Annotated in this window: 20 protein-coding genes and 1 other RNA gene; 4 read left to right on the top strand and 17 right to left on the bottom strand. The window is 47.3% G+C overall.

Features of this window, described 5'->3' with window-relative positions; genetic code table 11:
- Window positions 1–66 precede the first annotated feature (66 nt).
- The 3 genes from AC3RCI_RS01045 to pdxA all read left to right on the top strand — a co-directional run bounded on the left by AC3RCI_RS01045 (window position 67) and on the right by pdxA (window position 3,406).
- The gene (locus tag AC3RCI_RS01045) at window positions 67–1,053 is read left to right on the top strand and encodes a 2-keto-3-deoxygluconate permease (protein ID WP_095293059.1); all 987 of its coding nucleotides are present in this window, start codon (window positions 67–69) and stop codon (window positions 1,051–1,053) included.
- Between the two features lie 65 nt (window positions 1,054–1,118).
- Window positions 1,119–2,414 (top strand): four-carbon acid sugar kinase family protein, encoded by a 1,296-nt coding sequence (locus AC3RCI_RS01040; RefSeq protein WP_492473468.1) that lies wholly within the window; start codon window positions 1,119–1,121, stop codon window positions 2,412–2,414.
- Complete coding sequence (pdxA, locus tag AC3RCI_RS01035; RefSeq protein ID WP_492527309.1) at window positions 2,411–3,406, top strand: 4-hydroxythreonine-4-phosphate dehydrogenase PdxA; 996 nt, start codon at window positions 2,411–2,413, stop codon at window positions 3,404–3,406. Before AC3RCI_RS01040 ends, pdxA begins: the two co-directional genes overlap by 4 nt.
- A 105-nt stretch (window positions 3,407–3,511) precedes the next feature.
- Here pdxA and AC3RCI_RS01030 read toward each other — a convergent pair whose 3' ends face one another.
- The 7 genes from AC3RCI_RS01030 to AC3RCI_RS01000 form a co-directional block, all read right to left on the bottom strand.
- The gene (locus tag AC3RCI_RS01030; protein ID WP_492527308.1) at window positions 3,512–4,657 is read right to left on the bottom strand and encodes a glycoside hydrolase family 88 protein; all 1,146 of its coding nucleotides are present in this window, start codon (window positions 4,655–4,657) and stop codon (window positions 3,512–3,514) included.
- A 31-nt stretch (window positions 4,658–4,688) separates the two neighbouring features.
- Window positions 4,689–7,022, bottom strand: a complete 2,334-nt coding sequence (locus AC3RCI_RS01025; protein WP_492527307.1) for a helix-turn-helix domain-containing protein — start codon at window positions 7,020–7,022, stop codon at window positions 4,689–4,691.
- A gap of 44 nt (window positions 7,023–7,066) precedes the next feature.
- Window positions 7,067–7,951 (bottom strand): carbohydrate ABC transporter permease, encoded by an 885-nt coding sequence (locus AC3RCI_RS01020; protein ID WP_492527306.1) that lies wholly within the window; start codon window positions 7,949–7,951, stop codon window positions 7,067–7,069.
- Between the two features lie 30 nt (window positions 7,952–7,981).
- On the bottom strand, window positions 7,982–8,908 hold the full coding sequence (locus AC3RCI_RS01015; protein ID WP_227779990.1) for an ABC transporter permease: 927 nt from the start codon (window positions 8,906–8,908) through the stop codon (window positions 7,982–7,984).
- Between the two features lie 72 nt (window positions 8,909–8,980).
- Complete coding sequence (locus tag AC3RCI_RS01010; RefSeq protein ID WP_492527305.1) at window positions 8,981–10,558, bottom strand: extracellular solute-binding protein; 1,578 nt, start codon at window positions 10,556–10,558, stop codon at window positions 8,981–8,983.
- Window positions 10,559–10,928: 370 nt separating this feature from the next.
- Entirely contained in the window at window positions 10,929–11,783 is an 855-nt protein-coding gene (locus AC3RCI_RS01005) for an aldo/keto reductase (RefSeq protein ID WP_492527304.1), read from the bottom strand.
- A 163-nt stretch (window positions 11,784–11,946) separates the two neighbouring features.
- Window positions 11,947–13,200 (bottom strand): mechanosensitive ion channel family protein, encoded by a 1,254-nt coding sequence (locus AC3RCI_RS01000; RefSeq protein ID WP_492527303.1) that lies wholly within the window; start codon window positions 13,198–13,200, stop codon window positions 11,947–11,949.
- Window positions 13,201–13,417: 217 nt separating this feature from the next.
- On the opposite strand from AC3RCI_RS01000, the gene AC3RCI_RS00995 reads away from it, so the two are divergent.
- The gene (locus tag AC3RCI_RS00995) at window positions 13,418–13,846 is read left to right on the top strand and encodes a stress protein (RefSeq protein WP_492527302.1); all 429 of its coding nucleotides are present in this window, start codon (window positions 13,418–13,420) and stop codon (window positions 13,844–13,846) included.
- A 102-nt stretch (window positions 13,847–13,948) separates the two neighbouring features.
- Here the strand turns inward: AC3RCI_RS00995 and AC3RCI_RS00990 are convergent, their stop codons facing one another.
- The 10 genes from AC3RCI_RS00990 to gap form a co-directional block, all read right to left on the bottom strand.
- A complete protein-coding gene (locus tag AC3RCI_RS00990) occupies window positions 13,949–14,146 on the bottom strand; it encodes a hypothetical protein (RefSeq protein ID WP_154896773.1) in 198 nt (65 codons plus the stop codon).
- Between the two features lie 99 nt (window positions 14,147–14,245).
- Window positions 14,246–14,610: a transfer-messenger RNA gene (ssrA, locus tag AC3RCI_RS00985) on the bottom strand.
- A gap of 582 nt (window positions 14,611–15,192) precedes the next feature.
- Entirely contained in the window at window positions 15,193–15,675 is a 483-nt protein-coding gene (smpB, locus tag AC3RCI_RS00980; RefSeq protein WP_413037400.1) for an SsrA-binding protein SmpB, read from the bottom strand.
- 179 nt (window positions 15,676–15,854) lie between these two features.
- Window positions 15,855–18,587 (bottom strand): ribonuclease R, encoded by a 2,733-nt coding sequence (gene rnr / locus AC3RCI_RS00975; RefSeq protein WP_492527301.1) that lies wholly within the window; start codon window positions 18,585–18,587, stop codon window positions 15,855–15,857.
- A gap of 505 nt (window positions 18,588–19,092) precedes the next feature.
- Window positions 19,093–19,326: a preprotein translocase subunit SecG gene (gene secG / locus AC3RCI_RS00970; protein WP_095293034.1), complete on the bottom strand. Its 234-nt coding sequence runs from the start codon at window positions 19,324–19,326 to the stop codon at window positions 19,093–19,095.
- A 171-nt stretch (window positions 19,327–19,497) separates the two neighbouring features.
- Window positions 19,498–20,784, bottom strand: a complete 1,287-nt coding sequence (gene eno / locus AC3RCI_RS00965) for a phosphopyruvate hydratase (RefSeq protein WP_095293032.1) — start codon at window positions 20,782–20,784, stop codon at window positions 19,498–19,500.
- A gap of 238 nt (window positions 20,785–21,022) precedes the next feature.
- Window positions 21,023–22,567, bottom strand: a complete 1,545-nt coding sequence (gpmI, locus tag AC3RCI_RS00960; protein ID WP_095293030.1) for a 2,3-bisphosphoglycerate-independent phosphoglycerate mutase — start codon at window positions 22,565–22,567, stop codon at window positions 21,023–21,025.
- Window positions 22,567–23,319 carry a triose-phosphate isomerase gene (gene tpiA, locus AC3RCI_RS00955; protein WP_095293028.1) on the bottom strand — a complete coding sequence of 251 codons (753 nt, stop codon included), beginning with the start codon at window positions 23,317–23,319 and terminating at the stop codon, window positions 22,567–22,569. Before tpiA ends, gpmI begins: the two co-directional genes overlap by 1 nt.
- 33 nt (window positions 23,320–23,352) lie before the next feature.
- Window positions 23,353–24,534 carry a phosphoglycerate kinase gene (locus AC3RCI_RS00950; RefSeq protein ID WP_492527300.1) on the bottom strand — a complete coding sequence of 394 codons (1,182 nt, stop codon included), beginning with the start codon at window positions 24,532–24,534 and terminating at the stop codon, window positions 23,353–23,355.
- A gap of 149 nt (window positions 24,535–24,683) precedes the next feature.
- Entirely contained in the window at window positions 24,684–25,691 is a 1,008-nt protein-coding gene (gene gap / locus AC3RCI_RS00945) for a type I glyceraldehyde-3-phosphate dehydrogenase (RefSeq protein WP_095293026.1), read from the bottom strand.
- Window positions 25,692–25,751 lie beyond the last annotated feature (60 nt).

Here is a 25,751-nt window from a genome sequence, read left to right as displayed (position 1 = left end):
TCTGCGTTAAGATAGTTCCTGCAAGCGCTTCATGAAAACGATTACTCACTCAAAGGAGCTACTACTATGAACATTAAAGCGACATTAGATCGTATTCCTGGCGGTATGATGGTTGTCCCGCTGTTACTTGGTGCAACGATTAACACATTCTTCCCCAATGCCTTGCGGATTGGCGGATTTACCGAAGCCCTGTTCGTTAACAGTTCAAGCACGCTGATCGCTTTGTTCCTCCTGATTGCCGGAACACAAATCACGTTCAAGACAGCCGGTTCATCTGTCGGTAAAGGTATTACACTGCTTGTGTTCAAGTGGGCTGTTGGTGCAATATTAGGATTGATCGCCATTTTCTTCGCGGATTCCAATGGATTATTCCTTGGTCTGGCACCACTTGCCATTATTGCTGCGATGACGAATTCCAACGGCGGGCTGTACATCGCACTAGCCGGACAATACGGCAAAGAGGATGACAAGGCTGCTTATCCATTCCTCGCGCTCAGCGATGGACCTTTTCTTACCATGGTTGCACTCTCTATTTTCGGTGCGATGGGCTTTGCCAATGGCATGTTCTCCCCGATGGCTTTTGTAGCGGTACTGCTTCCCCTGATCGTCGGTGTGGTTATTGGTAACCTGGATCGCAGCTTGGCTGAATGGCTGCACAAAGGCAGTGACAAGCTCGTTCCATTCTTCGCCTTTTCACTCGGTATGGGAATCAACTTCTCGTCTATCATTCAAGGTGGACTAAGCGGCATCATGCTCGGTGTAATTACAGTATTGATCACTGGCGGCGTTGGCTACCTGCTCTTCAAAGCCATTGGCTGGAATCCCATCGTCGGAGCTTCGGAAGGTTCCACAGCGGGTAACGCTGTAGGTACACCTGCTGCCATCGTGGCTGCGAATGCTTCTTTTGCCCCAATTGCTGAAATTGCTACCGTACAGATTGCAGCAAGTGTTGTAACCACCGCTATTCTATTGCCGATCTTCATTGGTTTCCTATCCAAACGGCTGGAGAAATCAGGCGGCGTCGAAAAATACAATCAAAGACCGACCACATAAATGGATGTAGCCCTATAACGACCGGACATGAATTCACTTTTTTTGCTCAAGGAGGCGAGAACAGCATGAAATTAGCCATTATTGCAGATGATCTGACTGGTGCCAATGACAGCGGGGTCCAGCTTGCCCGTCATGGCTTGAAAACCAGTGTGCTATTCGACATGGACGAGAATAACATTCGTCATTACGATGCTGTTGTTTTCGACACGGACAGCCGTTCCATTGCCTCGGATGAAGCTTATCAGCGTGTTCGTAACGCAGCGGAGTTTCTGACGAGAAACGGATTCGATACCATCTTTAAAAAAATGGATTCTACCATGCGTGGTAACATTGGAACTGAGATTGATGCACTGTACGACGTGATTAAACCGGATTTCATGATGATCGCACCAGGTTATCCGAAAAACAATCGTACGATCCAAAGTGGAGTACATTACCTGAACGGAATTCCACTGGCAGACACTGAGATCTCAAACGATCCCAAAACACCTGTAACTGTTTCGTACCTTCCGGAACTGCTGAAGCTACAGACGAAATATGAAATAGGTGAGATTAACGTATCCGATCTGGAAGCAGGCAGAGACCATATACAGAAGAAGTTAACCCAGTTCAAAGAAAATGGCATTCCATACGTGCTTGTGGATTCGACGGAGGAACTGCATCTGGAGCAAATTTTGCAAATGACCAGCGCACTGGAGTACACCTTTGCATGGGCAGGCTCTGCAGGGATTGCCAATTATCTTCCCGGGCACTACAGTCTGGAGGGTAAATCAACGGAACTGACTATACCGGGAAACTCTGGACCCATTCTAACTGTCGTAGGCAGTGTAAACAAAAACTCACGTGCTCAGTTGAAGAAACTGCTGGGACAGACCAGCGTTTCCTCTGTTGCATTCCACTCCTTCAAAGCCGTATCCGCTGCAACTGATCGGACAGAGGAAATGGAGCGTGTGTATAAAGAAGTAAAAACCAAGTCTCTTGCAGGCCACGACGTTGTCTTGTATTCCACGGCAGAGCAGGTTGATATTGAACTGGCACGTGCCACGGGTGAAGCCCGCGGTCTGGATCATACCGAGGTCAGCAACGAAATCGTACGGGCTATGGGCGAGATTTGTGCCAGATTGCTTGAAGAAGGCAATTTCAAGGGTGTATCCATGACCGGTGGAGACACTGCCAAGCAAATTTGCATGAAGTGGAATATTAGCGGCTTCGAGCTGCTGGACGAACTTGAGATTGGTGTTCCAATATCCAAGTTTATCGGAATAGAAGGCTTACATGTCATTACCAAAGCAGGAGGCTTCGGCACACCAGAAGTCTTCATCCATGCGATTGAAAAATTAAAAGGAGGGATTCCAGTATGAAACCCACAGTTGGAATTACCATGGGCGATGCAGCAGGTATCGGACCCGAGATTATTATGAAGGCACTAGGCCATCAGGAGGTCTACGACAACTGCAACCCACTCGTTATTGGTGATGCAAAAATATTGGAACGCGTTCTGCCCGTCATTGGATCAAGCTTGAAAGTCAACGCTATTCAGGAGCCTTCGGAAGCCAAGTATGAATTCGGCACAGTGGATGTCATTGATCTGGATCTGGTTCCTGCCGATCTCGAATATGGAAAAGTATCTGCCGTAGCGGGAGACGCAGCCTTTCAATTCCTGGCCAAGTCTATTGATCTAGCCAAAAAACAGCAAATCAACTCCATCTGCACTGCTCCTCTGAACAAGGAGGCCTTGCACCAAGGTGGTCACCTGTATCCGGGACATACCGAAATTCTGGCCGATCTAACTGATACGCAGGATTTCTCCATGATGCTGACGACGCCAAACCTGCGGGTTATTCACCTGACAACACACATGGGCTTGATCGATGCGATTACCAGCATCAATCCCGAAAGAACCTACACGGTAGTTAAGCTTGCTCACGATACACTCAAAAAAGCAGGCTTCGAGAATCCACGTGTAGCGGTATGCGGCATTAACCCACACGCCGGCGAGAACGGATTGTTCGGCAATGGTGAAGAAGAAGAAAAACTGCAGCCAGGTATCGAGCGTGCGCAGCAGGAAGGCATTAATGTGGTTGGTCCTCTCCCTGCAGATACATTGTTCTTCCGTGCAGGCCGCGGTGACTTCGATATCGTAGTTGCTTGCTACCACGATCAGGGACATGCACCGATTAAAGTGATGGGCATCGAAGAAGGCGTGAATATCACCGTTGGCTTAAAAGGCGGCATCATCCGCACTTCCGTTGATCATGGTACGGCCTTCGATATCGCTGGTAAAAACATTGCCGATGATAAAAGCATGCTGGCAGCCATTCGCTCTGCCATTGAGCTTGCTCCAAAAATGTAAATGTAACCGAACGTATTCAATACGAATTCCACTATTGAAGCAAAATAAAGCAGCGACTCTCCCCCGTCGGGAAGAATCGCTGCTTTTTCTTTTGTACACCCTGCATTATTGCCTACCATTCGATCTCCGGTCATACCAATATCCAGGAATGCCTCGTTCCAAACGCATCAATGCTTCGAGATAGAAATAATCGCCCCAGATGACATAGTCATCCGGTGATTCTCCCCCTCTTACGGAGTAGGAACCATGCTTGAGTAAGCCTTCTTCGGTTGTGGACCCGTGAGTGGAGTAATTCTGTACCAGGGACGCCATTGAATTCTGCACCGCGTCCAGGAAGAACTGACGCTCCGGATCGGTTGGATCCAATCTCTCGGCGATCTCCAGAATCCCGCACGCAGCAATAGCGGATGCAGAGCTGTCACGCTTGTTTTCGGAGGTCTGTGGTGCATCAAAATCCCAATAGGCTACATGATCCTCCGGTACATGGGCAATGAAGTAACGGGCGAGACGCCTCGCTGTCTCGAACATCTCTGCACTTTGCAGATATCGGCTGCATAACGCAAAACCATATATCCCCCATGCCTGGCCGCGTGTCCATGTTGAGCCATCATTATACCCCTGATGGGTCCCTCCGCGAATGGCTTCGCCAGTCGCCTGATCGAAATAAAAGGTATGATAGCTGGAATCATCTCCACGAACCAGAAAACGCCGGCTTTTCTCCGCATGGAGTTTGGCGACTCGCCGATATTCTTCGTTATTAGTCTGTTCATACGCCCATAACAATAATGGAAGATTAAGCAGGCAATCGATAATAATACGACCTCCGTTGTTCACATCGCCCTTGCGTCCCCAAGCCTGGATCAGGCCTGACTCTTCACGCCAGCGCTTCATCAGCATATCTGCAGCTTCCAGCGTAAGGTCACGTGCAGCAGGATCACGTTCCACGATCCATTGGGCCTTGGAGGACAACGAGTAGAGAAAACCTATGTCATGATGGTCAAAAATGCTCTTCCGTTCCATGCGCATCCGAAAGTTATCGACGGTTCTAACAGCTGCCTCGCGATACAGCGGGTCCTGCGTGTATTCTGAGCACAGCCAAAGGATGCCTGACCAGAAACCTGCCGTCCACTCCGTGTTATCATTAAGCACATAATGCTCATCCCCGTTACTTACATGGGGAAATCGCTCCCCAAACCGGTCAATATTGCTTCTCGTGACTTGGAGTGCATCTTCAATGGCATTTTTCCACATGGAACAAGTCCTCCTCTATGAATCTATTTGTTCATCCTTCATGTTGAACAAGTTTGCTATTTTGCTTATATTGGCCAGGCGTAATGCCCTCATACTTTTTGAAGACACGAATGAATGAATTGCTGTTGAGAAACCCTACACGCTCGGATACGTCCTGGATGGTCCCTTCCTCTGCCTGCAGAATTTTCTTGGATTGTTCAATGCGATATTGGTTGATATAATCGATCACGTTGATTCCAGTCTGCTCCTTAAAATACTTGGAGACATAGGTTGGATGGAAGCGAAAGCGTTCCGACAAATGGGTCAAACCCAGATTGACGTCTGCATAGTTCTCTACAATGAATTCAATCAGCTGGTCTTTCAGCTCTTCGTTGCGGGAGCGCTTGCGTTCATTCACCATCTGACAGACGGTCTCCAGTATTCGCAGCAGCTCGGCTTCAATCTCCTCAAACGTCTCGCATGCAAACAATTGCCGAATCAGATCATTACGATGCGTCATCTCGTTCTGGTCATCTGACTTGATCTGTTCCGTAGCTTTCAGAATGGTACCGATTAACTCAAACATCAGGCAGCGTGCCAGTTCAACAGACAAGGGCTCTCCTGTAAAATTGGTCATGAGAATTTCGTTCATCACTTCGGTTGAACGGGCATAATTGCCTGTCGCGATATAATTAATGAGCTGTCTCTCCAGATCGAGAGGATAATATAATTCCTCCTTCGGCCTGCGAATCCGGTTTTGGTCAATGATCTGCCCGATCCCCAATATCAGCCGATATTCCAGTGCCTCTTCCGATTCCCGAAAGCTGTCTCCAATCGCTGCAATGCCGTGATGAACATCGCTTACCCCCACCGAAAAGTACACGCAAAACCGTGATCCGATAAAACGCTGGGCTTCCTCAATGGCGCTAATTAGCCGGTATCCAATATTCTCCTCATCTGCCCGAATGTTGATGAGAAATGCAATCCGTCCATCAATATCTGCCGAAAACACTTGGCCAATGGGGCCTATCATTTCCTCCAGCACATTGGTCAGAATGAGCTGCACAAATTGTTCTTTCTCCTCCTGGTCCTGCTCGCGTACTTTGGTCCGGAACAACCCATCCACATTTTCAATGTGAAGGAGCAGTACGGCAAACGATGGAGTCTCGAAGTGAATACCAAGCCGTTCCAGCGTTGATGCAAACTCATCACCTGCCTGAACCCTGCCCTTCATCAGCTTGGCAAGCACATTGCTCCGTACTACGTTTTGCTGGTCCTTAAGCCTGCTCGCGAATTGATCCTGCTCTTCCCAGGCATGGACCAGTACGGATTGCAAAATGCCATATTCATCGTCCGGCTGCTCCAGTTTCCATTTGACCTTATCGGAGATAATGTTCATGATCCGTCCCAGCGGACGATAGTTCCTCCTGGTGAACCACCAGGCCGCTACCCCGCCCAGCAGAAGCCCAGCTGCCACGCCTCCAATCGTAATATTGCGAATGACCGTTAGTTTCTTGGCATAGATCCGGGTAGGTATAATCGATACATAATTCCAATCCTGGACCTTGGAAGAGATCTGGGACATGGTGACGGATTCACCGTTCCAATCGATCGTCTCGGTGCTGACTCCTGAATCTTGCCCGGAATTCAGATCTCCATTTATTTTGAAAGGGGTTTCAAAACCTCCTGTGGAAAACAACGTGTTCCCCTCATCATCCAGGATGAATACCGTGCTCTCTTTTTCCAAACGGACATTATCAATCGCCTGTTGGAACCGATTCGGGTCAAGATTGACCACGAAGGTTGCAGGACTGTCCGCAGCACTCTGGATGGGGAACGGCTGCAGGTAGACAAGTGTATCTTCAATGCGCCGATCCTCACTCCGAATCGCCATTTTCCTGAACCTGCTGGTGTCGGTATCGTGCATAAGTCCGGTCCACGCCTCCTCGGTTACATCCGTGCCTTTGTAGAACATGTCATACAGATAGGTCTTCTGAATAAGTGAAGAAGAGGACAAGGCAACATCTGCGTCCTTAATATAAATATATAGTTCGCTAATTAGACCGTTTCCGACGCGTGTAGACTTCAGATTTTTGATTAGTTCAAGTCCCATTAACCGCCACCGGCCATCCTGTTCAGACGCATGATTAATAAAGCTCGTTAACTGAGAGTCGGCCATGAGTTGATTGCTGATGCTGCCAATATCCCCAATCTGGTTATCGATCGTCTCCTGCACCTGGGAGAGCAGCACCATGTTGGAGCGATTCACTTCTTCCTCAAGCAAGATGCGAGACTCGGCAAATACAGCGGCACCGATCACAATCGGGATGAGCAGAATGACCATGTAAGAAATGCTCCAGGACAGCAGGATGCTTTTCTTCTTCATGAGTCTCCTCCTCACATGGTGGTTTGGCATGGCCTACGACTGATTTATTCCTTGATTGCTCCGATCATAACACCTTTGACAAAGTATTTCTGCAGAAAAGGATAGATAAACAAAATCGGAAGCGTAGCAACCATAACCGTTGCATATTTTACACTTTCCCCGATCGCCTCTTTGTCCACGGCTGACGCCCCTGTCGTCATGGAGTCCGTGCTGTTCTGGATGAGGATTTCGCGCAGTACCAGCTGAAGCGGAAACAGATTTCGATCCCGGATGTACAGGATTGCACCGAACCAAGAATTCCAATGGCTAACTCCATAAAAGAGAATCATCACTGCAATCACAGGCATGGATAACGGCACTACGATCCGCCAGAGGATTAACATCTCTCCCGCCCCGTCCATACGTGCCGATTCCAGCAGGCTTTCCGAGATTTCCTGAAACGAAGTCCGCATAATAATGAGATTATAACTGCTGATCAGCCCAGGTATAATCAGTGCCCACAGGCTGTTCCCCATATGAAGCGTGTTGTTGATCAATAGATACGATGGAATGATTCCCCCGTTAAAAAACATCGTAAACACGATCGCCAGCATGATCGGGTTGCGAAGCATGAAGCTTTTGCGAGACAAGGTATACGCTCCCAGAATGGTGAATAACAGATTCAGTGCCGTACCCACCACGACGATGAATATGGTGTTTCGGTACCCGGACAGAATGTTCGGGTTGCTGAGAACCAGCTTGTAGCTCTCCAGTGTCAGTCCTTTCGGAAAGAGCAGCAGACCTCTATGGGCCATTAGCTGATCGGAATCACTGAACGATGCGTTCAGTACATGCAGCAGCGGATACAAGGTCACAATAATCAGGCCTGTCATCAGGATGGCGTTGGCACCACCAAACAGTCGCTCCCCAAGCGATCGTTTTATTCTCATCTGAACTCCCCTCCTTCACCTCATTCCTGACTAGAATAGCTTGGTATTGGATATCGCCTTGGACAGGCGATTGGCACCAATGAGCAGTGTAAAGTTAATGACCGATTGGAATAACCCTACCGCGGTTGTATAGCTGAACTCAGCACTTTCGCTAATCCCTTTACGGTACACAAATGTCGAGATGACATCCGCCGTGTCATAGACGTTCGGGTTGTAGAGCAGAATGATTTTTTCGAAACCGATCTCCATTAGTCCACCAATACGGAGAATCAGCAGAATAAGAATCATCGGAATGATGCCGGGCAACGTAATATGCCAGACTTGGCGAAGGCGACTTGCCCCATCCACATTCGCAGCATCATACAGCTCGGGATTGATTCCACTAAGCGCAGCCAGATAAATAATGCTGGAGAAGCCAAGCTCCTGCCAGATGGATGAAGCGGTATACATGGTACGGAAATTGGCCGGATCACTGAGAAGCGCACTGCTCTGGCCGCCAAAGTATTCAATAATGGTGTTAAACAGTCCATCCCGGGATGAGAAATCCACAATCATGCCGCAGATGACCACGATGGAAATAAAGTGCGGAATGTAGGAGACGGTCTGCACGGTACGCTTAAATATTTCGTTGCGAAGCTCATTGAGAAGAAGGGCAAGAAGAATCGGTGCTGGGAATCCAAACAACAGTTGATAGAAGCTCAGCACCAGGGTGTTTTTCAAAATCCGCCAGAAATAGTAACTCTGAAAGAAGTCCCGGAAGTGCTGCAGTCCCACCCAATCACTGCCCCATATGCCTTTGCCCACCGAATAATCCTTGAATGCAATGATCGCTCCATACATCGGCAGATATTTGAAGATGAGAAAATACAAAACAACGGGAAGAGCCATCCAATAGATCGCTTTATTCTTTTTGTAATTAAGCCATAACAAGGAAAGCTTGTGCGACACCTTTTCCATCCCCTTCCTTATCAATTCGAAGGAGAGCATCCGTGAGGTAAAAAGTGGGCTTTCCCACGGACAGCCTCTTCGTCATCTGGCGTTATAGCGGTCCAGCGCAGCCTGCTGAATTTCAATGGCCCGGTCGACGTTAAACTTGTTGATCTGGTCGACGTACTTGTCAAAGTTCTCAATCGGCTCGACCCCGATGACAAACTTGACGAGCATTTCATCCCGGTACGTTCCAATATCGCTCATGATCTTGCTGTATTCCGTGGATTCTTCTGTTGTCAGACTGGTTGGAGGAAGGCCCACCTTGAGTGTATTCTCGCTGTATTTGGAGAAGAGAATCGCGGCATCCTTCTGCTGCTGAAGCTGATAGTACTGCTCATTGTACCGGTCATCATCTTCACCCACGAAGGGATAGTTGGCTATAAAATGTTTGGCCATCGCTTGGGCAACCGACAATCCATCTGGATTTTTCAAAATCTCATCGGTATAGGTCGGGTAACCGTCCTTCATCGTATACGTCAGGCCCTCCACACCAAAATTTTTCAGCATATGCCCTTCTTCACTGAAGAAGTAATCCAGCGCTTTGACCGTTTCCTCCGGATGTTTGTTGCTATTGGTGATCACGACGCCGCTGCTGCTCCACTCCCAGGAACGTCCGGTAAACATCGGTTCATCGCCCTTATTCAACACAGGATATTGGACGGCTGTCAGATTGGCGTTCGGGTCGGTTTCCTGCAGAGCGGGCAGGTAGCGGCCAACACCTCCACCGATGAAGGTGAAAAAGGCACCTGCCTGACTACTCAAAATTTTGGCGTCATATGTTTTTTGGTCATTGGTGGCAAAGTCGGGATCGATCAGCCCTTCCTGATACCAGCGATGGAACATCGTCAGGAATTCCTTGTATTCCGGCTCAATTGGTCCGTAGACTACTTTGCCATCTCTCATAAATACATTGTTGGTTATCCCATAGGCTTCCAGATAGGTCGGTGCTGCGGGCCCCATCGTTGTCATTTTAGGCGGTGCACCGAACAACAGAGGCGCGGACACGCCTTTTTTCTCTTTGAACGCTTTAAGTACGGTTTCCCATTCTTCCAGCGTTTCCGGTTTCTCCAGCTTTAGCTCATCGAGCCAATCCTGACGGATGAATGTACCGCCGAAGGTTTTGTATTCCCCCAGACGCAGATGCGGAATGGCATAGATATCGCCGTTGTCTGCTTTTAACTGTTTGGCGACCTCCGGGTTCTCATCCAATATCTTTTTCAAATTGGGAGCGTATTCATCAATGAGCTCGTTAAGACGGATGATGGTACCATCATTGAACAGCTTGGCGTAATCTCCATTTACAAACATGGCATCAGGCAGCTGATTCGAGGCAATCATGACATTGAACTGTTCGGTCTCGGCACCCACCGCAGGATGCTGGAATTCGATTTTGGTGTTGGTCTTCTTCTCCCATTCCTTAATTGCCGTGATTTCATTCATACTCTTAAGCGTAATGGAAGCATTCGTGTTCATCGACATCCAGATCGATATTGGTGTAGGGCCGTCTCCCTCTGCCCCACCCGCGTTTCCATTGTCTCCTGTGCAGCCTGCAAGGATAGTGATTCCCATCATCAGGAAGATTCCAATCGTCAGCCGCTTTCTCCATGACCGTTTCATCGCTTCACGTCCCCCCATGTTTCGTGTAAGATGTCGGACCCTTGGTGCTGAGCCCTCTTCATAAAGGTACTGCCTGACCGCCATTATGGCTATCCTCCATTCTTGCTGAGATATCTAAAATTTGATATTTCCTTATCCGGCACAGGATTTGCACATGCAGGCAAAAGATCAAGATCATATTGGAGCATTGATGGCGAATCGAAATATGAACGGTCCACTTTCCTGAAAAAGGACCCTTCGATCGGATCAACGAATTAATCAGCGCACACCAAAAAGCCTCCCACCTGCATCTCTGCAGAATAGGAGGCCAAATTCTAACATACACGTTCCCTTCACCTTACAGGGAGACACGCGTCTTCGTTATAACCTTTTAAAATTCTTCGTATTCGCTCGGGTCCTGTCCCCATAACCGTCCATTTTGACGATTAAACGACGAGATCACTTCCATCTCCTGCTCGCTCAGCTCAAAATCGAAGATATCGATATTTTCCTTCTGGTGTTGAAGGGAGCCTGCTTTCGGAATTGGAATAGAACCCAGCTGGGTATGCCAGCGCAAAATGACCTGTGTTCCCGTTTTGCCATGAGCTTCCGCTATGCGGAGGATCTTCTCATCCTTCACCACATCCTGCACAGCATCATTACCGCGGCCAATAGGACTCCAGGATTCATTGACAATACCATGCTCCGAATCCTTCTTTCGCTGCTCGGCTTGGTCAAAAAACGGATGCAGCTCGATCTGGTTCAGACTTGGGGTTACCCCAGTCTCCTTAATCAGACGCTCATTATGTTCAGGCAGGAAGTTACTAACTCCGATGGAGCGGATATATCCACGTTTCTTCGCCTCAATGAGTGCCTGCCAGGCTTCTACATACTTATCCTGCTTCGGATTCGGCCAGTGAATCAGATATAGGTCATAGTAATCCAGGTCTGCCCTGTATAACGATTCCTCGATGGCTGCGATTGCCTTCTTATAATCGTGATAACGCCCAGGCAGTTTGGAAGAGATCAGCAGTTCTTCTCTCGCAACAGAGCTCTGCTTGATGGCCTTTCCGACTGTCGCCTCGTTCTCATAGTTATAGGCCGTATCAATTAATCGGTAACCCACATCCAGCGCAGATACGATGGATTTAACACCTTCTGCACCTTTTAAGCTATAGGTACCAAACCCGATTGCCGGTACTTTCAAGCCATCATTCAACGTATATTCCGGAATTTGATGATTCATCTGAAGACTCTCCTTTGCTAAAAAGGTATACAAAACGAATGGAAAATAGTTAGTCCCTCTCGTTTATTCTACCCCTCCATGCACGAATGAATCAATTCGTCCCAGACGGTACAGGCCTTCATTAAGCATATGAGCTGAACTAAGTATCTTTGGTACTCCTATTTTAGTAGCCACGTGAAAATTGCGGGCTTTCCTTAAGCTGAACGATATCGTGACCCGTTGGGTTTTGGAAAGCACGAAGACCAAACGTCGGCGCCACGGCAAAGATGTGGTCAAAGATATCGGCCTGCACCGACTCATACACCCCCCAGGTGATATCATTGCTGAATGCATAGATCTCGAGTGGCAGTCCGTTGTCTCCCGGTGCTAGCTGTCTCACGATCAACGTCATATCCTGATGAATCTTCGGATGATTTTTCAGATACTGATGGATGTATTCCCGGAATACCCCCACATTCGTGAGCTGTCTGCCGTTTACTTTGCTCTCCGTATTAATCTGATGCTCCATATTGTACTCGTTAATCTCATTTAGTTTTGTATCGATATAATCCGTAAGGTAGTGGATCTTCTGGAATTCCTTAATCATTTCTTCGGTGCAAAAGGTAATGCTGCTCGTATCGATAAAGACACTTCGCTTAATCCTTCTGCCGCCGGATACCTGCATGCCTCTCCAGTTCCTGAACGAGTCCGATATCAAGGCATAACTCGGAATCATCGTGATCGTTTTATCGAAATTCATAACCTTTACCGTATTTAGTGTGATGTCGATGACGTCACCGTCTGCATTATACTTCGGCATCTCAATCCAGTCGCCAACCCGCACCATGTCATTCGACGATAATTGAACGCCTGCCACAAGGCCCAGAATGGAGTCCTTGAAGACCAGCATCAGCACCGCTGATAACGCTCCAAGCCCACTGAGAATGATTAATGGATTCTGACCGATAAGGCTTGAGATGACGATAATGCCCCCGATGATGAACAGAATAATCTTGGCGACCTGGATATACCCTTTGATCGGCCTGATCTTGGAGACTTCATACGTGCGATAGATGTCATCAAATACATTAAGTAAGGCATTGAAGACCGTAATCATGATGACAATCATGTAGGTCATTGCAGCCTTCTCAATCAGGGCCTGATAGGATGGAAAGACATAAGCAGAATAATAGATAATAATGGCTGGCACGAGATGCGACAGCTTGTGGAACAGCTTTTTCTCCACAATGATATGGCCCCATTTGTACCGATTGTTATTGACGATATGATGAACCGTCTTCAGCACGATTTTTTTGGCAATATAATTGGCCAGGATGGAGACCACCGCAATAAAAATAACCATGATCATGTTTGAAAGAATGCCAATGGTTTGTTCACTCATGCCCGTTCCGTCTAGTTGTTTTTTGATAAAATCCATTGTTTCCTCCTAACGCAGTCTAGTTTAGCTTTTCATTATAAATGACTCTTCTGTGCGAAGCAAAATTCAAGTTAAGAGGCACTTGTAAAAGGTATGCTAGTTTGTCGGAGTTAAGAATCTAGAGTAGATATAGATATATGCAGTCCATTTTCTAAATAATAAAATCCAATTATGGTAGACTATACATACTTCATATTTTTACAGGAGGGTGAATGACTTGAGGAAATATACCGGTTTGGTTTTCTTATTGGGCCTAATCCTATGTATAACTGCTGCTTGTTCTTCGAGTGAGTGTGAGTCTGCGATTACTCTTGATGATATTGTCACCAAGTTCCGAGAGGCTGGACTTGAGATTGAAGCTCCAACGGAGTCTTTCAGTGAAGATCATGTATTGGCTAACCTAGGGCTTATAGACGAGCAACCCTTTTTAGTTCCGGCCTTGGGTGAAGGTGAGGGTGGTTATCTATTCTTGTTTGAGAATAAAACGGATCTTGAGAAACTGAAGGATTTTTACGAGGAAACTGGAAAATCAACGCTAATGCCTAATTCGCATGCCTATGCTCAAGATAATATCCTTTTGCAGATGAGTGATCAAATGAGTCAAACCGAGTTTGATCGATATGTAGAGGTTATCAAGGATTTATGAGAAATTAGTTCCTTAGTACATTCTAGGGAACTTTTTAAATTCCCTTAATCCTGTCGTGATTGTCTACTTGATCTACCTAGGATCGTCATGATTGGCTTTGTATCACTCATGGTATTCAAATTCCTGCCTTTCTCCTGTTGAATTAAAAATAATTTCAAATTTATTTCCCTCTGCGTCTTCACGTATACGTCTGTTATTCTTAATATAATAAATAGAAGCACCCGATTCTTTGGCTTGCTTCCGTGCATGTTGATTAGCCTTTTTTAGTATCTCTTGGAGTTGCTTTCGATCTACAAACATCTTGAATTCATCCACCTTTTCATTCATTTTCGGTTAATATAATATAAAATAAAAAACCACCAACCAGAACAACTAGTTGATGGCTTTCTTGTTTCGCTCTAATGGAGGCGAGGGGAGTCGAACCCCTGTCCGAAGATAACGACACATAAGCTTCTACGGGTGTAGTCACAGTTTTGATGTCACCCGAGTATCGCCCCGTAACCGGCTATACGTTGGGTCAGCCTGATTGTCTTCTTCAGCACACCCCAGGCGGAGATGTGACAGCGTATCCCACTACTTGTTAGCCCCTAATCCTGTCACATGGGCGATGCAGGTTAGAAGCACGCACACAGTTTCTTAGGCTGCGAAAGCGTAGTTGTTTTGTTGTTTGCCGTTTAATAGGCTTTAGCGTTGATGAAGCGGACGCGTCCCCACTACCCGCTACCCATGCTCGAACTATCCCCGTCGAATCCATAAACGCCCCCTCATATAAGAAGGGCTCCAGGATTAATCCGTGAATACGGAGCAAAGGTGCTGCACATCTTTTTCCTCCAAGGTAAAAAGATGCTCTTTCAAACTCGGCATTCCTGTCTGCTACATGAATAATCATATCACAGGACCGAATGCAGATATAGTATAGATTACTGGAAGTCATACCAGCAGGCTGAGCATCAGTGCAAGATTAACCAATGCACCATCTGAGGCTCAATCGTCTACATATTATACCGCGTCCCTCGGTCGAAGTAAAGTTTACCAGCATGAGATTGCGAACAACTGTACTTCCTTTATTTTACCCACATATTGTACAGGCTACGCAGAGAGCAGCTACTTTAGATACCACAACTGCGTCATATCGCATCACCTAAACCAATCTATCTTTATCTTAGCCACCCTGTGCTTACAGATTTAAATTCTTAACGTTCTCCCCAAATGATGTTCAAACAGCAGCCCACATTAAAACAAAAATCCCAAGTTCCACCCGTTCACGGGACAAACTTGAGATTCTCATTTACTAACGCATCTAGTGTTAACTTATGACATATCGTGCGACAATGAAACAATTCCAATCAGCGAGCGATCTTCTGCTTCTCGCGCATTGCCCGTTGAATATCACGTTGTGCATCCCGCTTCGCTGCGGACTCACGTTTATCATACTGCTTCTTACCTTTACCCAGGCCCAGCAGCAGTTTCGCATAGCCGTTACGCACATAAATCTTCAGCGGCACAATGCTGTACCCTTCCTGCTTCGACAATCCAAGCAGCTTGTGAATCTGAGACTTGTGCAGCAGCAGCTTGCGCGTACGCGTCGGATCAAGCGGATTATGTCGGTTCCCTTGTTCAAAAGGGCTAATATGCATATTATGAATGTGAATTTCACCGTTGCGAATGGTGGCAAACGCATCTCCAATATTCGCACGGCCGTTACGAAGAGATTTGATCTCCGTTCCGGTAAGCACCATGCCCGCTTCATACGTATCTTCAATGAAGTAGTCATGGGAAGCCTTTTTATTCTGTGCGAGCACTTTACTCTGTCCATCATTCTTGCCCATGTCCTCACTCCTTCTCCGTAAAATAAGCCGGTACCATGCTCTATAGCCGCGCACCCGATGATGCTCAGGTACCCTATGCCAGACCTTAATTGTAGCAAGGACCGCTGTTAAAATCAAGAAAGAGGCAGCATATGCCGCCCCTTCTCATTACACACATTTCATGCTGTGCGAAACGAATATTACTTTTTCTTCTTCCGTACAAAAGCAGCTGTCCCATTAGCGGAAGCACCTTTGTTCTTTTTCCGTTTACGGCGCGGAGCTCCGCCTTCCTGCGTACCTCCAGGTGTAGCTGCTTCGCCGATAAAGATACCGCTAGGTGACGTCTTTTTGCGTCCACCGCCACCTTTGCCGCCGCCCTTGCCGGATTTGAAGCTGCCTTCGCCACGGCCTTTACCGCTGTTCAGATCAGTTCCTTGGCCTCCAGTGCCGCGGTCCTGGCTGGACGGCACAGAGCTGTATCCACCTTTACCTGATCCAAAACCAAAGCTTACCGCTCCTGTACCTTTGCCGCGAGCAGCAGCTGGTGCACTTGCATCTCCCGTGCGACGTTCACTTTTCGGTTTACCGCCACCTTTTCCGCTGAAGCTGCCACGTCCACCCTTGCTGCTCTCTTCCGATGCTCTTCCACCGCGGCTGCCGCCGCCTTTGCCTCCACGTGAGCCATTGAATCCACCAGAACCGCCTTTGGCGCCACTCCGGCCACCACCACCAGCAGGACGTCCACCTCTGGCACCTCGGTTGCCGCCACCAAAACCGCCTGGCCGTTCGCTGCGTGGCTTCATATCCACCATTTCAAAGTCAATCGTGTATTCTTCCATGCTCACGCGAGCAACACGAATCTTCACCTCATCTCCGATACGGAACACTTTCGAGGTTCGCTCACCAATGAGAGCCATATGCTGATCGTCAAAGTGGTAATAGTCGTCCGTCAGCGCACTCAATCGGATCAAGCCTTCTACCGTATTCTCGAGTTCAATGAACATGCCGAAGCTGGTTACACTGCTGATCATGCCTTCGAATTCTTCGCCGACCTTATCGAGCATGTACTCGGCTTTCTTCATTTTCTCTGTATCCCGCTCGGCTTCAACCGCCACACGTTCACGCTCAGAGGATTGCTGCGCAATATCGGACATGCGTGACGCCAGGTATTCCTGACGATTCTCAGGCAGCGCACCCTTGTTCTCAATCACTTCCCGAATGACACGGTGAATAACCAGATCGGGGTAACGACGAATTGGTGATGTGAAGTGACTGTAGAACTCAGCCGCGAGGCCGAAGTGACCCGACATTTCAGCATCATACTTCGCCTGCTTCATGGAACGCAGCATCATCGTACTGATAACCGTTTGTTCCTTCGTTCCATTGATATCCTCAAGCAGGGATTGAAGCGCACGTGGATGGATCGCGTTGCCGCGTCCTTTTACATGATGTCCGAAGTTCGCTGCAAAAGCGAGGAAGTTTTGCAATTTCTCCTGATCGGGATCTTCATGCACACGATAGATAAACGGAACCTTCAGCCAGTGGAAGTGCTCTGCCACCGTCTCATTGGCCGCCAGCATGAATTCTTCAATAATTTGCTCTGCAATGGAACGCTCGCGTTTGACGATATCAACCGGTTTACCTTCTTCGTCCACGATGATTTTGGATTCTTCAAAATCAAAGTCAACCGCACCCCGGCGCATACGCATGGCGCGAAGCTTGAGGGCAATTTCTTTCATCAGATGGAAGTCATCCACCAGATCCTTGTAGCGCTCCAGCAATTCTGGCTCTTCACCTTCAAGAATTTTACGAACGTTGGCATACGTCATACGCTCTTTGGTTTTGATTACACTCGTGAAAATGTCGTGCTTCACAACCTTCATCTGGTCGTTGAACTCCATTTCACAGGACAGCGTAAGGCGATCCACCTGTGGATTCAAGCTGCAGATCCCGTTCGATAGACGATGCGGCAGCATCGGAATAACACGGTCTACCAAGTACACACTGCATCCGCGGTTGTATGCTTCCTGATCGAGTTTGGAGTTCTCACGTACATAGTAGCCGACATCCGCAATATGGACACCCAGACGGTAGTTCCCGTTCGGCAGCTTCTCCACATTGACCGCATCGTCCAGATCCTTGGCGTCTTCGCCATCGATGGTTACGATGTTTAATCCACGCAAGTCACGGCGACCCTGCTGCACGATCTCTTCATCCGTAATGGATTCCGGAGCTTGTTCTGCTTCTTCCACCACTTCATCCGGGAATGCTTCCGGCAGCTGATGCTTGCGAATGACGGACAATATATCAATGCCTGGATCATCCTTATGTCCAAGTATCTCAATAATTTCGCCTTCTGCGGCAGCGCGACCTTCCGGGTAGCTCACGATTTTGGCAACGACTTTTTGTCCATCTACAGCCCCGGCAGAATTCGTACGCGGAATGAAAATATCACGGTTAATCCGCTTATCGTCCGGAATGACGAAGCCATATACCTCATGGCTCTGGAACACACCAACCACTTGGGTAACTGCACGGGTAACGATGCGAACGATCTCGCCTTCCAAACGTCCGTTGGATGGACCCTGAGACGTCACTTTAACAAGGACCGTGTCCCCGTTCATCGCGCTCTTCATATCATTGGCATGGATGTAGACATCCGGATGCTCTTTATCCTCAGGGATGAGAAAGGCAAATCCCTTCGCATGTGCCTGCAGTCTTCCGCGAACGAGGTTCATGCGTTCAGGCATGCCGTATCTGTTGTTACGGGTAAGCAGAATCTTGCCGGATTCCTCCAGTGTATTCAGCATGATCAAAAAGGCTTTGAAATCAGCTGCATCTTCAATCTCGAAGTGCTGTTCCAGCTCCTGATAGGTCATCGGTTTATAAGCGGTTTCCCGCATGAAGTCGAGCAATTGTTGTTCTGTTATCATTAATATTCACCTCGGGAAACGTAAAAGTGTAATCTGGTTTGTATCCTGTCTTTATGTATCGGGATTCTTACAATTGGTATGCCACGTAACACATGCCCTCACTATCTCATACCCTAGTATACACGAATTCAATCCACCGCATCCGTACCCCGCAAAATAATCCAAACCTCAACTCAATGCACCACTTCACGTCATAGGTACACGTTTTCAATGGATTTTAGGATAACAAATTCCTTAAAGAACTACGTTCAAAGATGAAATATGAAATGTATTGAGCAAATTCGTTCGTATTGAATAACTAAGTAGGCAACTGGGCTAAGGAACGGGAAGGAAAACGAAATGGAAGTGGGGAACCGAAGATTACATGGGTTGAAAAGATAGTTGGGAAACTTTGGACATGCGCCAATGTATTAAAAAACCTCCGTTTCTTCACGAAACGAAGGTTCATCATCTTAGGTCGTTCATTCATATATGCTTGATCTACCAATCATAACAGCAGCATTCCTTACTTGGAAATGACTGTAACAATGATAGCCAAGATCATAAATCCTGCACCCAGTACAACGGTTGCACGTTGCAGGAAAAGATCCAATCCGCGCGCTTTCGTTTTACCGAAAAGATGTTCCGCACCACCGGAGATGGCACCCGCCAAACCAGCGCTTTTCCCGTGCTGCAGCAATACTACAGTGATTAGACCGATCGAGAAAACAACGAGCAGCAATTTCAAAGCAATATCCATTCTTTCCACCTCCTACCCATGTGGGCATAACATCTCACCATAAAAACAGTTACTTTAATTGTACCACAGCTATTCCCAATCTACAACCTTATCCATGATACTGTCTATGTTATGAAGAAATGAAAAAGACAAGCCGGTTACCCGGCTTGCCCTGGAAGCTGTGAACACAGCTTATTTTTTAAGGTTGTAGAATCCTTTAAGACCATTGTATTGTGCCAGTTCGCCCAGTTGATCCTCGATGCGGAGCAATTGGTTGTACTTCGCGATACGGTCTGTACGGGAAGGTGCACCTGTTTTGATTTGTCCTGCGTTTGTTGCAACCGCGATGTCAGCGATTGTGCTGTCTTCGGACTCACCGGAACGGTGGGAGATTACAGCTGTGTATCCTGCACGTTTAGCCATTTCGATTGCATCGAATGTTTCAGTCAGCGTACCGATTTGGTTAACTTTGATCAGGATGGAGTTACCAATACCTTCGTTGATACCTTTTTCCAGACGCTCCGTGTTCGTTACGAACAAGTCGTCACCAACGAGTTGTACTTTGTCACCCAATTTTTCAGTGAGCAATTTCCAACCATCCCAGTCGTCTTCGGACATACCGTCTTCGATTGTGATGATTGGGTATTTCTCAACCCATGAAGCCAGAAGGTCAACATACTCAGCGGAAGTGTAAGATTTACCTTCGCCAGCAAGTGTGTATTTACCATCTTTGTAGAACTCAGTGGAAGCTACGTCCATACCCAGGAATACGTCAACACCTGGTTTGTATCCTGCTTTTTCAATCGCTTCGATGATTGTAGTGATTGCTTCTTCGTTCGAACCAAGGTTCGGTGCGAAACCACCTTCGTCACCTACAGCTGTGTTCAGGCCTTTGGAGCTCAGTACGGATTTCAGGTTGTGGAAGATTTCTGCGCCTACGCGAAGAGCTTCTTTGAATGTTGGTGCTCCAACAGGAAGAACCATGAACTCTTGAACATCGATGTTGTTGTCAGCATGCTCACCACCGTTGATGATGTTCATCATTGGTACTGGCAATGCTTTAGCGTTGAATCCGCCCAGGTAAACATACAGTGGCAGGTCCAGAGCGTCAGCAGCTGCGCGAGCTACAGCCATGGATACAGCCAGGATTGCGTTAGCACCCAGTTTACCTTTGTTTGGCGTACCATCCAAAGCGATCATCATTTTGTCGATACCCAGTTGATCCAAAGCGTCCATACCGATTACTTCTGGAGCGATTGTTTCGTTTACGTTCTTAACGGCTTGCAGAACGCCTTTACCCAGGTAGCGGGATTTGTCACCATCGCGAAGCTCAACAGCTTCGTGGGCACCAGTGGATGCACCAGATGGAACGATTGCGCGTCCGATTGCGCCGGACTCCAGGTATACTTCAACTTCAACTGTAGGGTTACCGCGGGAGTCGAGGACTTCGCGAGCGTACACGTCAGAAATAATAGTCATGAGTGATAATCTCCTTTAAATTTGAATTTATTTTTAATACGTTCAGAATAATTAAGTTCCACCAGACCACTCCGCATGCAGTACCATCTTCCGATCGCTGTTATCCCCTGATTCCTATGAACTTATCTTCATAAGTTGGAATCATGTGATAAAGGCGAACGCGTTGCTTCTTCAGATTGGTTCTGCCTGCTTCGTTCCAGGTTCCACTTTGTCTTATTCAACAACCTATTTAAACGAATTATTTACGGGTAGCGATAACAGAAGTACCTGTCATTTCTTCCGGTTTAGGCAACTGCATCAAGTCCAGAATCGTTGGCGCGATATCGGCCAGGATTCCACCTTCACGCAAGGTTACGTTAGGATCTGTAACGATAAATGGAACCGGGTTCGTTGTATGAGCAGTGAACGGACGTCCTTGCTCATCGAATACCATATCAGCGTTACCATGGTCGGCTGTGATGAGAACAACGCCGCCTTTGGCAAGCACTGCATCAACAACACGTCCCATGCACTCATCTGTCACTTCAACCGCCTTAATGGTAGGCTCCAGCATGCCGGAGTGTCCAACCATATCCGGGTTGGCGAAGTTCAGAATGATCGCATCATGTTTGTCTGCTTCAATCTCGCGAACACATGCGTCAGCTACTTCATAAGCGCTCATCTCCGGTTGCAGATCGTACGTTGCAACTTTTGGTGAGTTGATCAGCACGCGAGTTTCGCCTGGAAGCTCAACATCACGTCCACCGCTGAAGAAGAAGGTAACATGCGGGTATTTCTCGGTTTCAGCAATACGCAGCTGTTTCTTGTTGTTCTGAACCAGAACTTCACCCAGTGTATTGTCGAGGTTTTTAGGCGAGTAAGCCACATAACCTTCAACCGTTTCACTGAACAACGTCAGGCAGACAAAGTGCAAGCCTTCTGGGAATTTCGGACCGCGGTCGAAACCACGGAAATCCTTGTTCGTGAATACTTGCGACAGCTGAATCGCACGGTCAGGACGGAAGTTCAGGAAGATTACGGAGTCGCCGCTTTCTACCAAACCTACCGGCTCACCATCCGCTTTAACGATAACCGTTGGCTCAACGAATTCGTCAAATACGGACTTCTCATACGATTCTTCAACCGCTCTGAGTGGATCGTTGTATTTTGGTCCATCACCATAAACGATGGCACGATATGATTTCTCAACACGTTCCCAACGTTTGTCACGGTCCATCGCGTAGTAGCGACCTTGAACCGTTGCGATTTGTCCTACACCGACTTCCTCAATTTTGGCGATCAGCTTCTTCATGAAGTCTTTACCGCTATCCGGCATAACGTCACGGCCATCCAGGAAGGCATGAATATAAACGTCATTCATTTCTTCTTTTTTGGCCAGATCCAGCATGGCAAACAAGTGGTCGATGTGACTATGTACGCCGCCATCAGACAACAATCCGTACAGGTGAAGCTTTTTACCGTTTTGTTTCGCTTCGCGCACAGCTTTGACAAGTGTTTCGTTGTCGAAGAACTCTCCGTCACGAATCGATTTGGAGATACGGGTCAAATCCTGGTATACGATCCGGCCGGCACCAATGTTCAGGTGTCCTACCTCGGAGTTCCCCATTTGCCCTTCTGGCAAACCTACAGCTTCACCGCAAGCAGTGAGAGTTGTGTGTGGGAATTGGCTCATGAAGCGATCGTAGTTCGGCTTTTTGGCTTGCGCTACTGCGTTGCCTTCCACCGTGTTACGAAGACCAAAGCCATCCATGATGATCAGTGCTACAGGTTTTGGAGCTGTCATTACTTCGCCCCCTCAACAAGCGCGATGAACGAAGCCGGCTGCAAGCTGGCACCGCCAACAAGCGCGCCGTCGATGTCGCTTTGTCCGAGGTATTCTGTTACGTTCTCTGGTTTAACACTGCCGCCGTATTGAATACGAACTGCACTTGCAACCTTCTCGTCGTACAGATCCTTCACCAGGCTGCGGATGTAAGCAATAACTTCATTCGCATCTTGGGATGTGGAGGATTTACCTGTACCAATCGCCCAGATTGGTTCATAAGCGATAACCACTTGTGCCGCTTGATCTGCAGACAAACCTGCAAAAGCAGCTTCCGTTTGCACTTTGCATACGTCTTTTGTTTGGTTCGCTTCACGCTCTTCAAGTGTCTCACCAAGACAGAAGATCGGAGTCAATCCATGACGGAATGCTGCATGCAGCTTTTTATTGACAGTCTCATCGGTTTCCGCAAAATATTGACGGCGCTCCGAGTGACCAATGATTACATAATCCACGCCCAGGTCTTTCAGCATTACGCCGCTGATTTCACCAGTGAATGCACCGTTGTCTTCAAAGTGAAGATTTTGAGCACCAATTTTGATGTTTGTGCCTTTCACAGCCTCTACCAATGTAGGCAGATTCGTAAACGGCGCACAGATTACAGTCTCCACGCCTTCAACTTCCGCTTTTCCTTTAACTTCCTGAATGAAGTCATTGGATTCGGAAACCGTTTTGAACATTTTCCAGTTACCTGCGATAATCGGTGTTCTCATGGTTTTCAACTCCTTCATGCTATAGCTTAAAACTTACTTATCGTTCAATGCAACTACGCCTGGAAGCACTTTGCCTTCCATGAATTCCAGTGATGCACCGCCACCTGTGGAGATGTGGTCCATTTTATCAGCCAGTTTGAACTTCTCAGCTGCTGCTGCGGAGTCGCCACCACCGATTACTGTGTAAGCATCCGTTGTTGCACAAGCTTCTGCCACTGCACGAGTACCGTGGGAGAAAGGCTCGATTTCGAATACGCCCATTGGTCCGTTCCATACTACAAGTTTGGAGTTTTTAACAACGTCAGCATAGATCTCACGTGTTTTAGGACCGATGTCGATACCTTCCCAATCTGCAGGAATGTCGCCAACTTCAACCACTTTTGTGTTTGCGTTAGCGCTGAAATCATCAGAAATGACGATATCTACTGGCAGATAGAAGTTTTTACCCAGTTTTTTTGCTTTTTCGATGAAGCCCAGAGCTACATCCAGTTTGGACTCATCCAACAGGGATTGGCCTACTTCGTGGCCTTGAGCCTTCATGAATGTGTAGGACAGACCACCACCGATGATTACGTTGTCTGCAATGTTAAGCAGGTTGTCGATTACATCGATTTTGTCCTTAACTTTGGATCCGCCAATGATTGCAGTGAACGGACGCTCAGGGTTGGAAATGGCTTTGCCGAGCACTTCAAGTTCTTTCTCCATCAAAAGACCGGATACTGCTGGCAGCAAGTGAGCGATACCTTCTGTTGAAGCATGTGCTCTGTGAGCTGCTCCGAAAGCATCGTTAACGAAAACGTCAGCCAGTTCAGCAAATTGTTTTGCGAGTTCTGGATCGTTTTTCTCTTCGCCTGCATGGAAACGAACGTTTTCAAGCAACAATACGTCACCGTTGTTCAGTTCAGCAACTTGCGCTTTAACGGTTTCACCGATGGAATCTTCAGCTTTAACCACTTTTTTACCAAGCAGCTCGGACAAACGCTCAGCCGCCGGAGTCAAACGCAAGGATTCAACAACCTCGCCATTTGGACGACCCATGTGGCTTGCCAGAATGACTTTCGCACCTTTTTCGATCAAGAAGTTGATCGTTGGCAGTGTTGCACGAATACGTTTGTCATCTGTAATTTTACCATCTTCGAGCGGCACATTGAAATCTACACGGACAAAAGCCCGTTTTCCTGTCAATTCGATATCGCGTACACTTTTTTTGTTCATCTGTATTTCCTCCGCACCCATGTATTTGGTGGACCGATCAGGAGCCCAAATCCCCTGTCAACCCTGGTGTTTTTGAGAAATTTGCAAAATGTTGATAGATAAAGAGCGGAAACAATAGCATCTGTTTCCGCTCTATGTTATTGCAGATATTACTTAATCATTTTTGCAAAGTGCTCCAAAGTGCGAACCAATTGAGCTGTGTAGGACATTTCGTTGTCATACCAAGCTACAGTTTTAACCAGTTGTTGGTCGCCCACAGTCAGAACTTTAGTTTGAGTTGCATCAAACAGGGAACCGAAAGTGATACCTTGGATATCGGAAGATACGATTTCGTCTTCAGTGTATCCGAAAGTTTGTGGATCGGAAGCTTCTTTCATTGCTGCATTAACTTCATCAGCAGTTACTTTTTGTCCAAGAACAGTTACGAGCTCAGTCAGGGAACCAGTAGCTACTGGTACACGTTGAGCTGCACCGTCGAGTTTACCTTGCAGTTCAGGGATAACCAAACCGATTGCTTTAGCAGCACCAGTTGTGTTAGGGATGATGTTTTCAGCTGCTGCGCGAGCACGACGGAAGTCACCTTTAGGGTGTGGAGCATCCAATGTGTTTTGGTCGCCAGTGTAAGCGTGAATTGTAGTCATCAAACCTTGAACGATTCCGAATTTGTCTTGCAGTGTTTTTGCCATAGGAGCCAGGCAGTTTGTTGTGCAAGATGCGCCGGAGATTACAGTTTCAGTACCGTCGAGGATTTCATGGTTTACGTTGTAAACGATGGTTTTCATGTCGCCAGTAGCTGGTGCGGAGATAACAACTTTTTTAGCGCCGCCTTTAAGGTGCTTCTCAGCTGCTTCTTTAGTTGTGAAGAATCCAGTACATTCCAGAACGATGTCTACGCCCAGGTCGCCCCAAGGAAGTTCTTCTGGGTTACGGTTAGCCAGTACTTTAACTTCTTTGCCGTTCACTTTGAAGAAGCCGTCGTGTACTTCAACATCGCCATCGAAGCGACCTTGAGTTGTATCATATTTAAGCAAATGAGCAAGCATTTTAGCGTCAGTCAAGTCGTTGATTGCTACTACTTCAATGCCCTCTACATTTTGAATACGGCGGAATGCCAAGCGACCAATACGTCCAAAACCGTTAATACCTACTTTAATCATGAGTAAGTTCCTCCCAAGTTTTGATTTATTTTTTTTATGAAGCTATATATTCAAGACAGA

The organism is Paenibacillus sp. MT124, from assembly GCF_058792755.1.
Note: the sequence above shows the minus strand (reverse complement) of the source record. Positions and strands in the feature narration are given on the sequence as shown.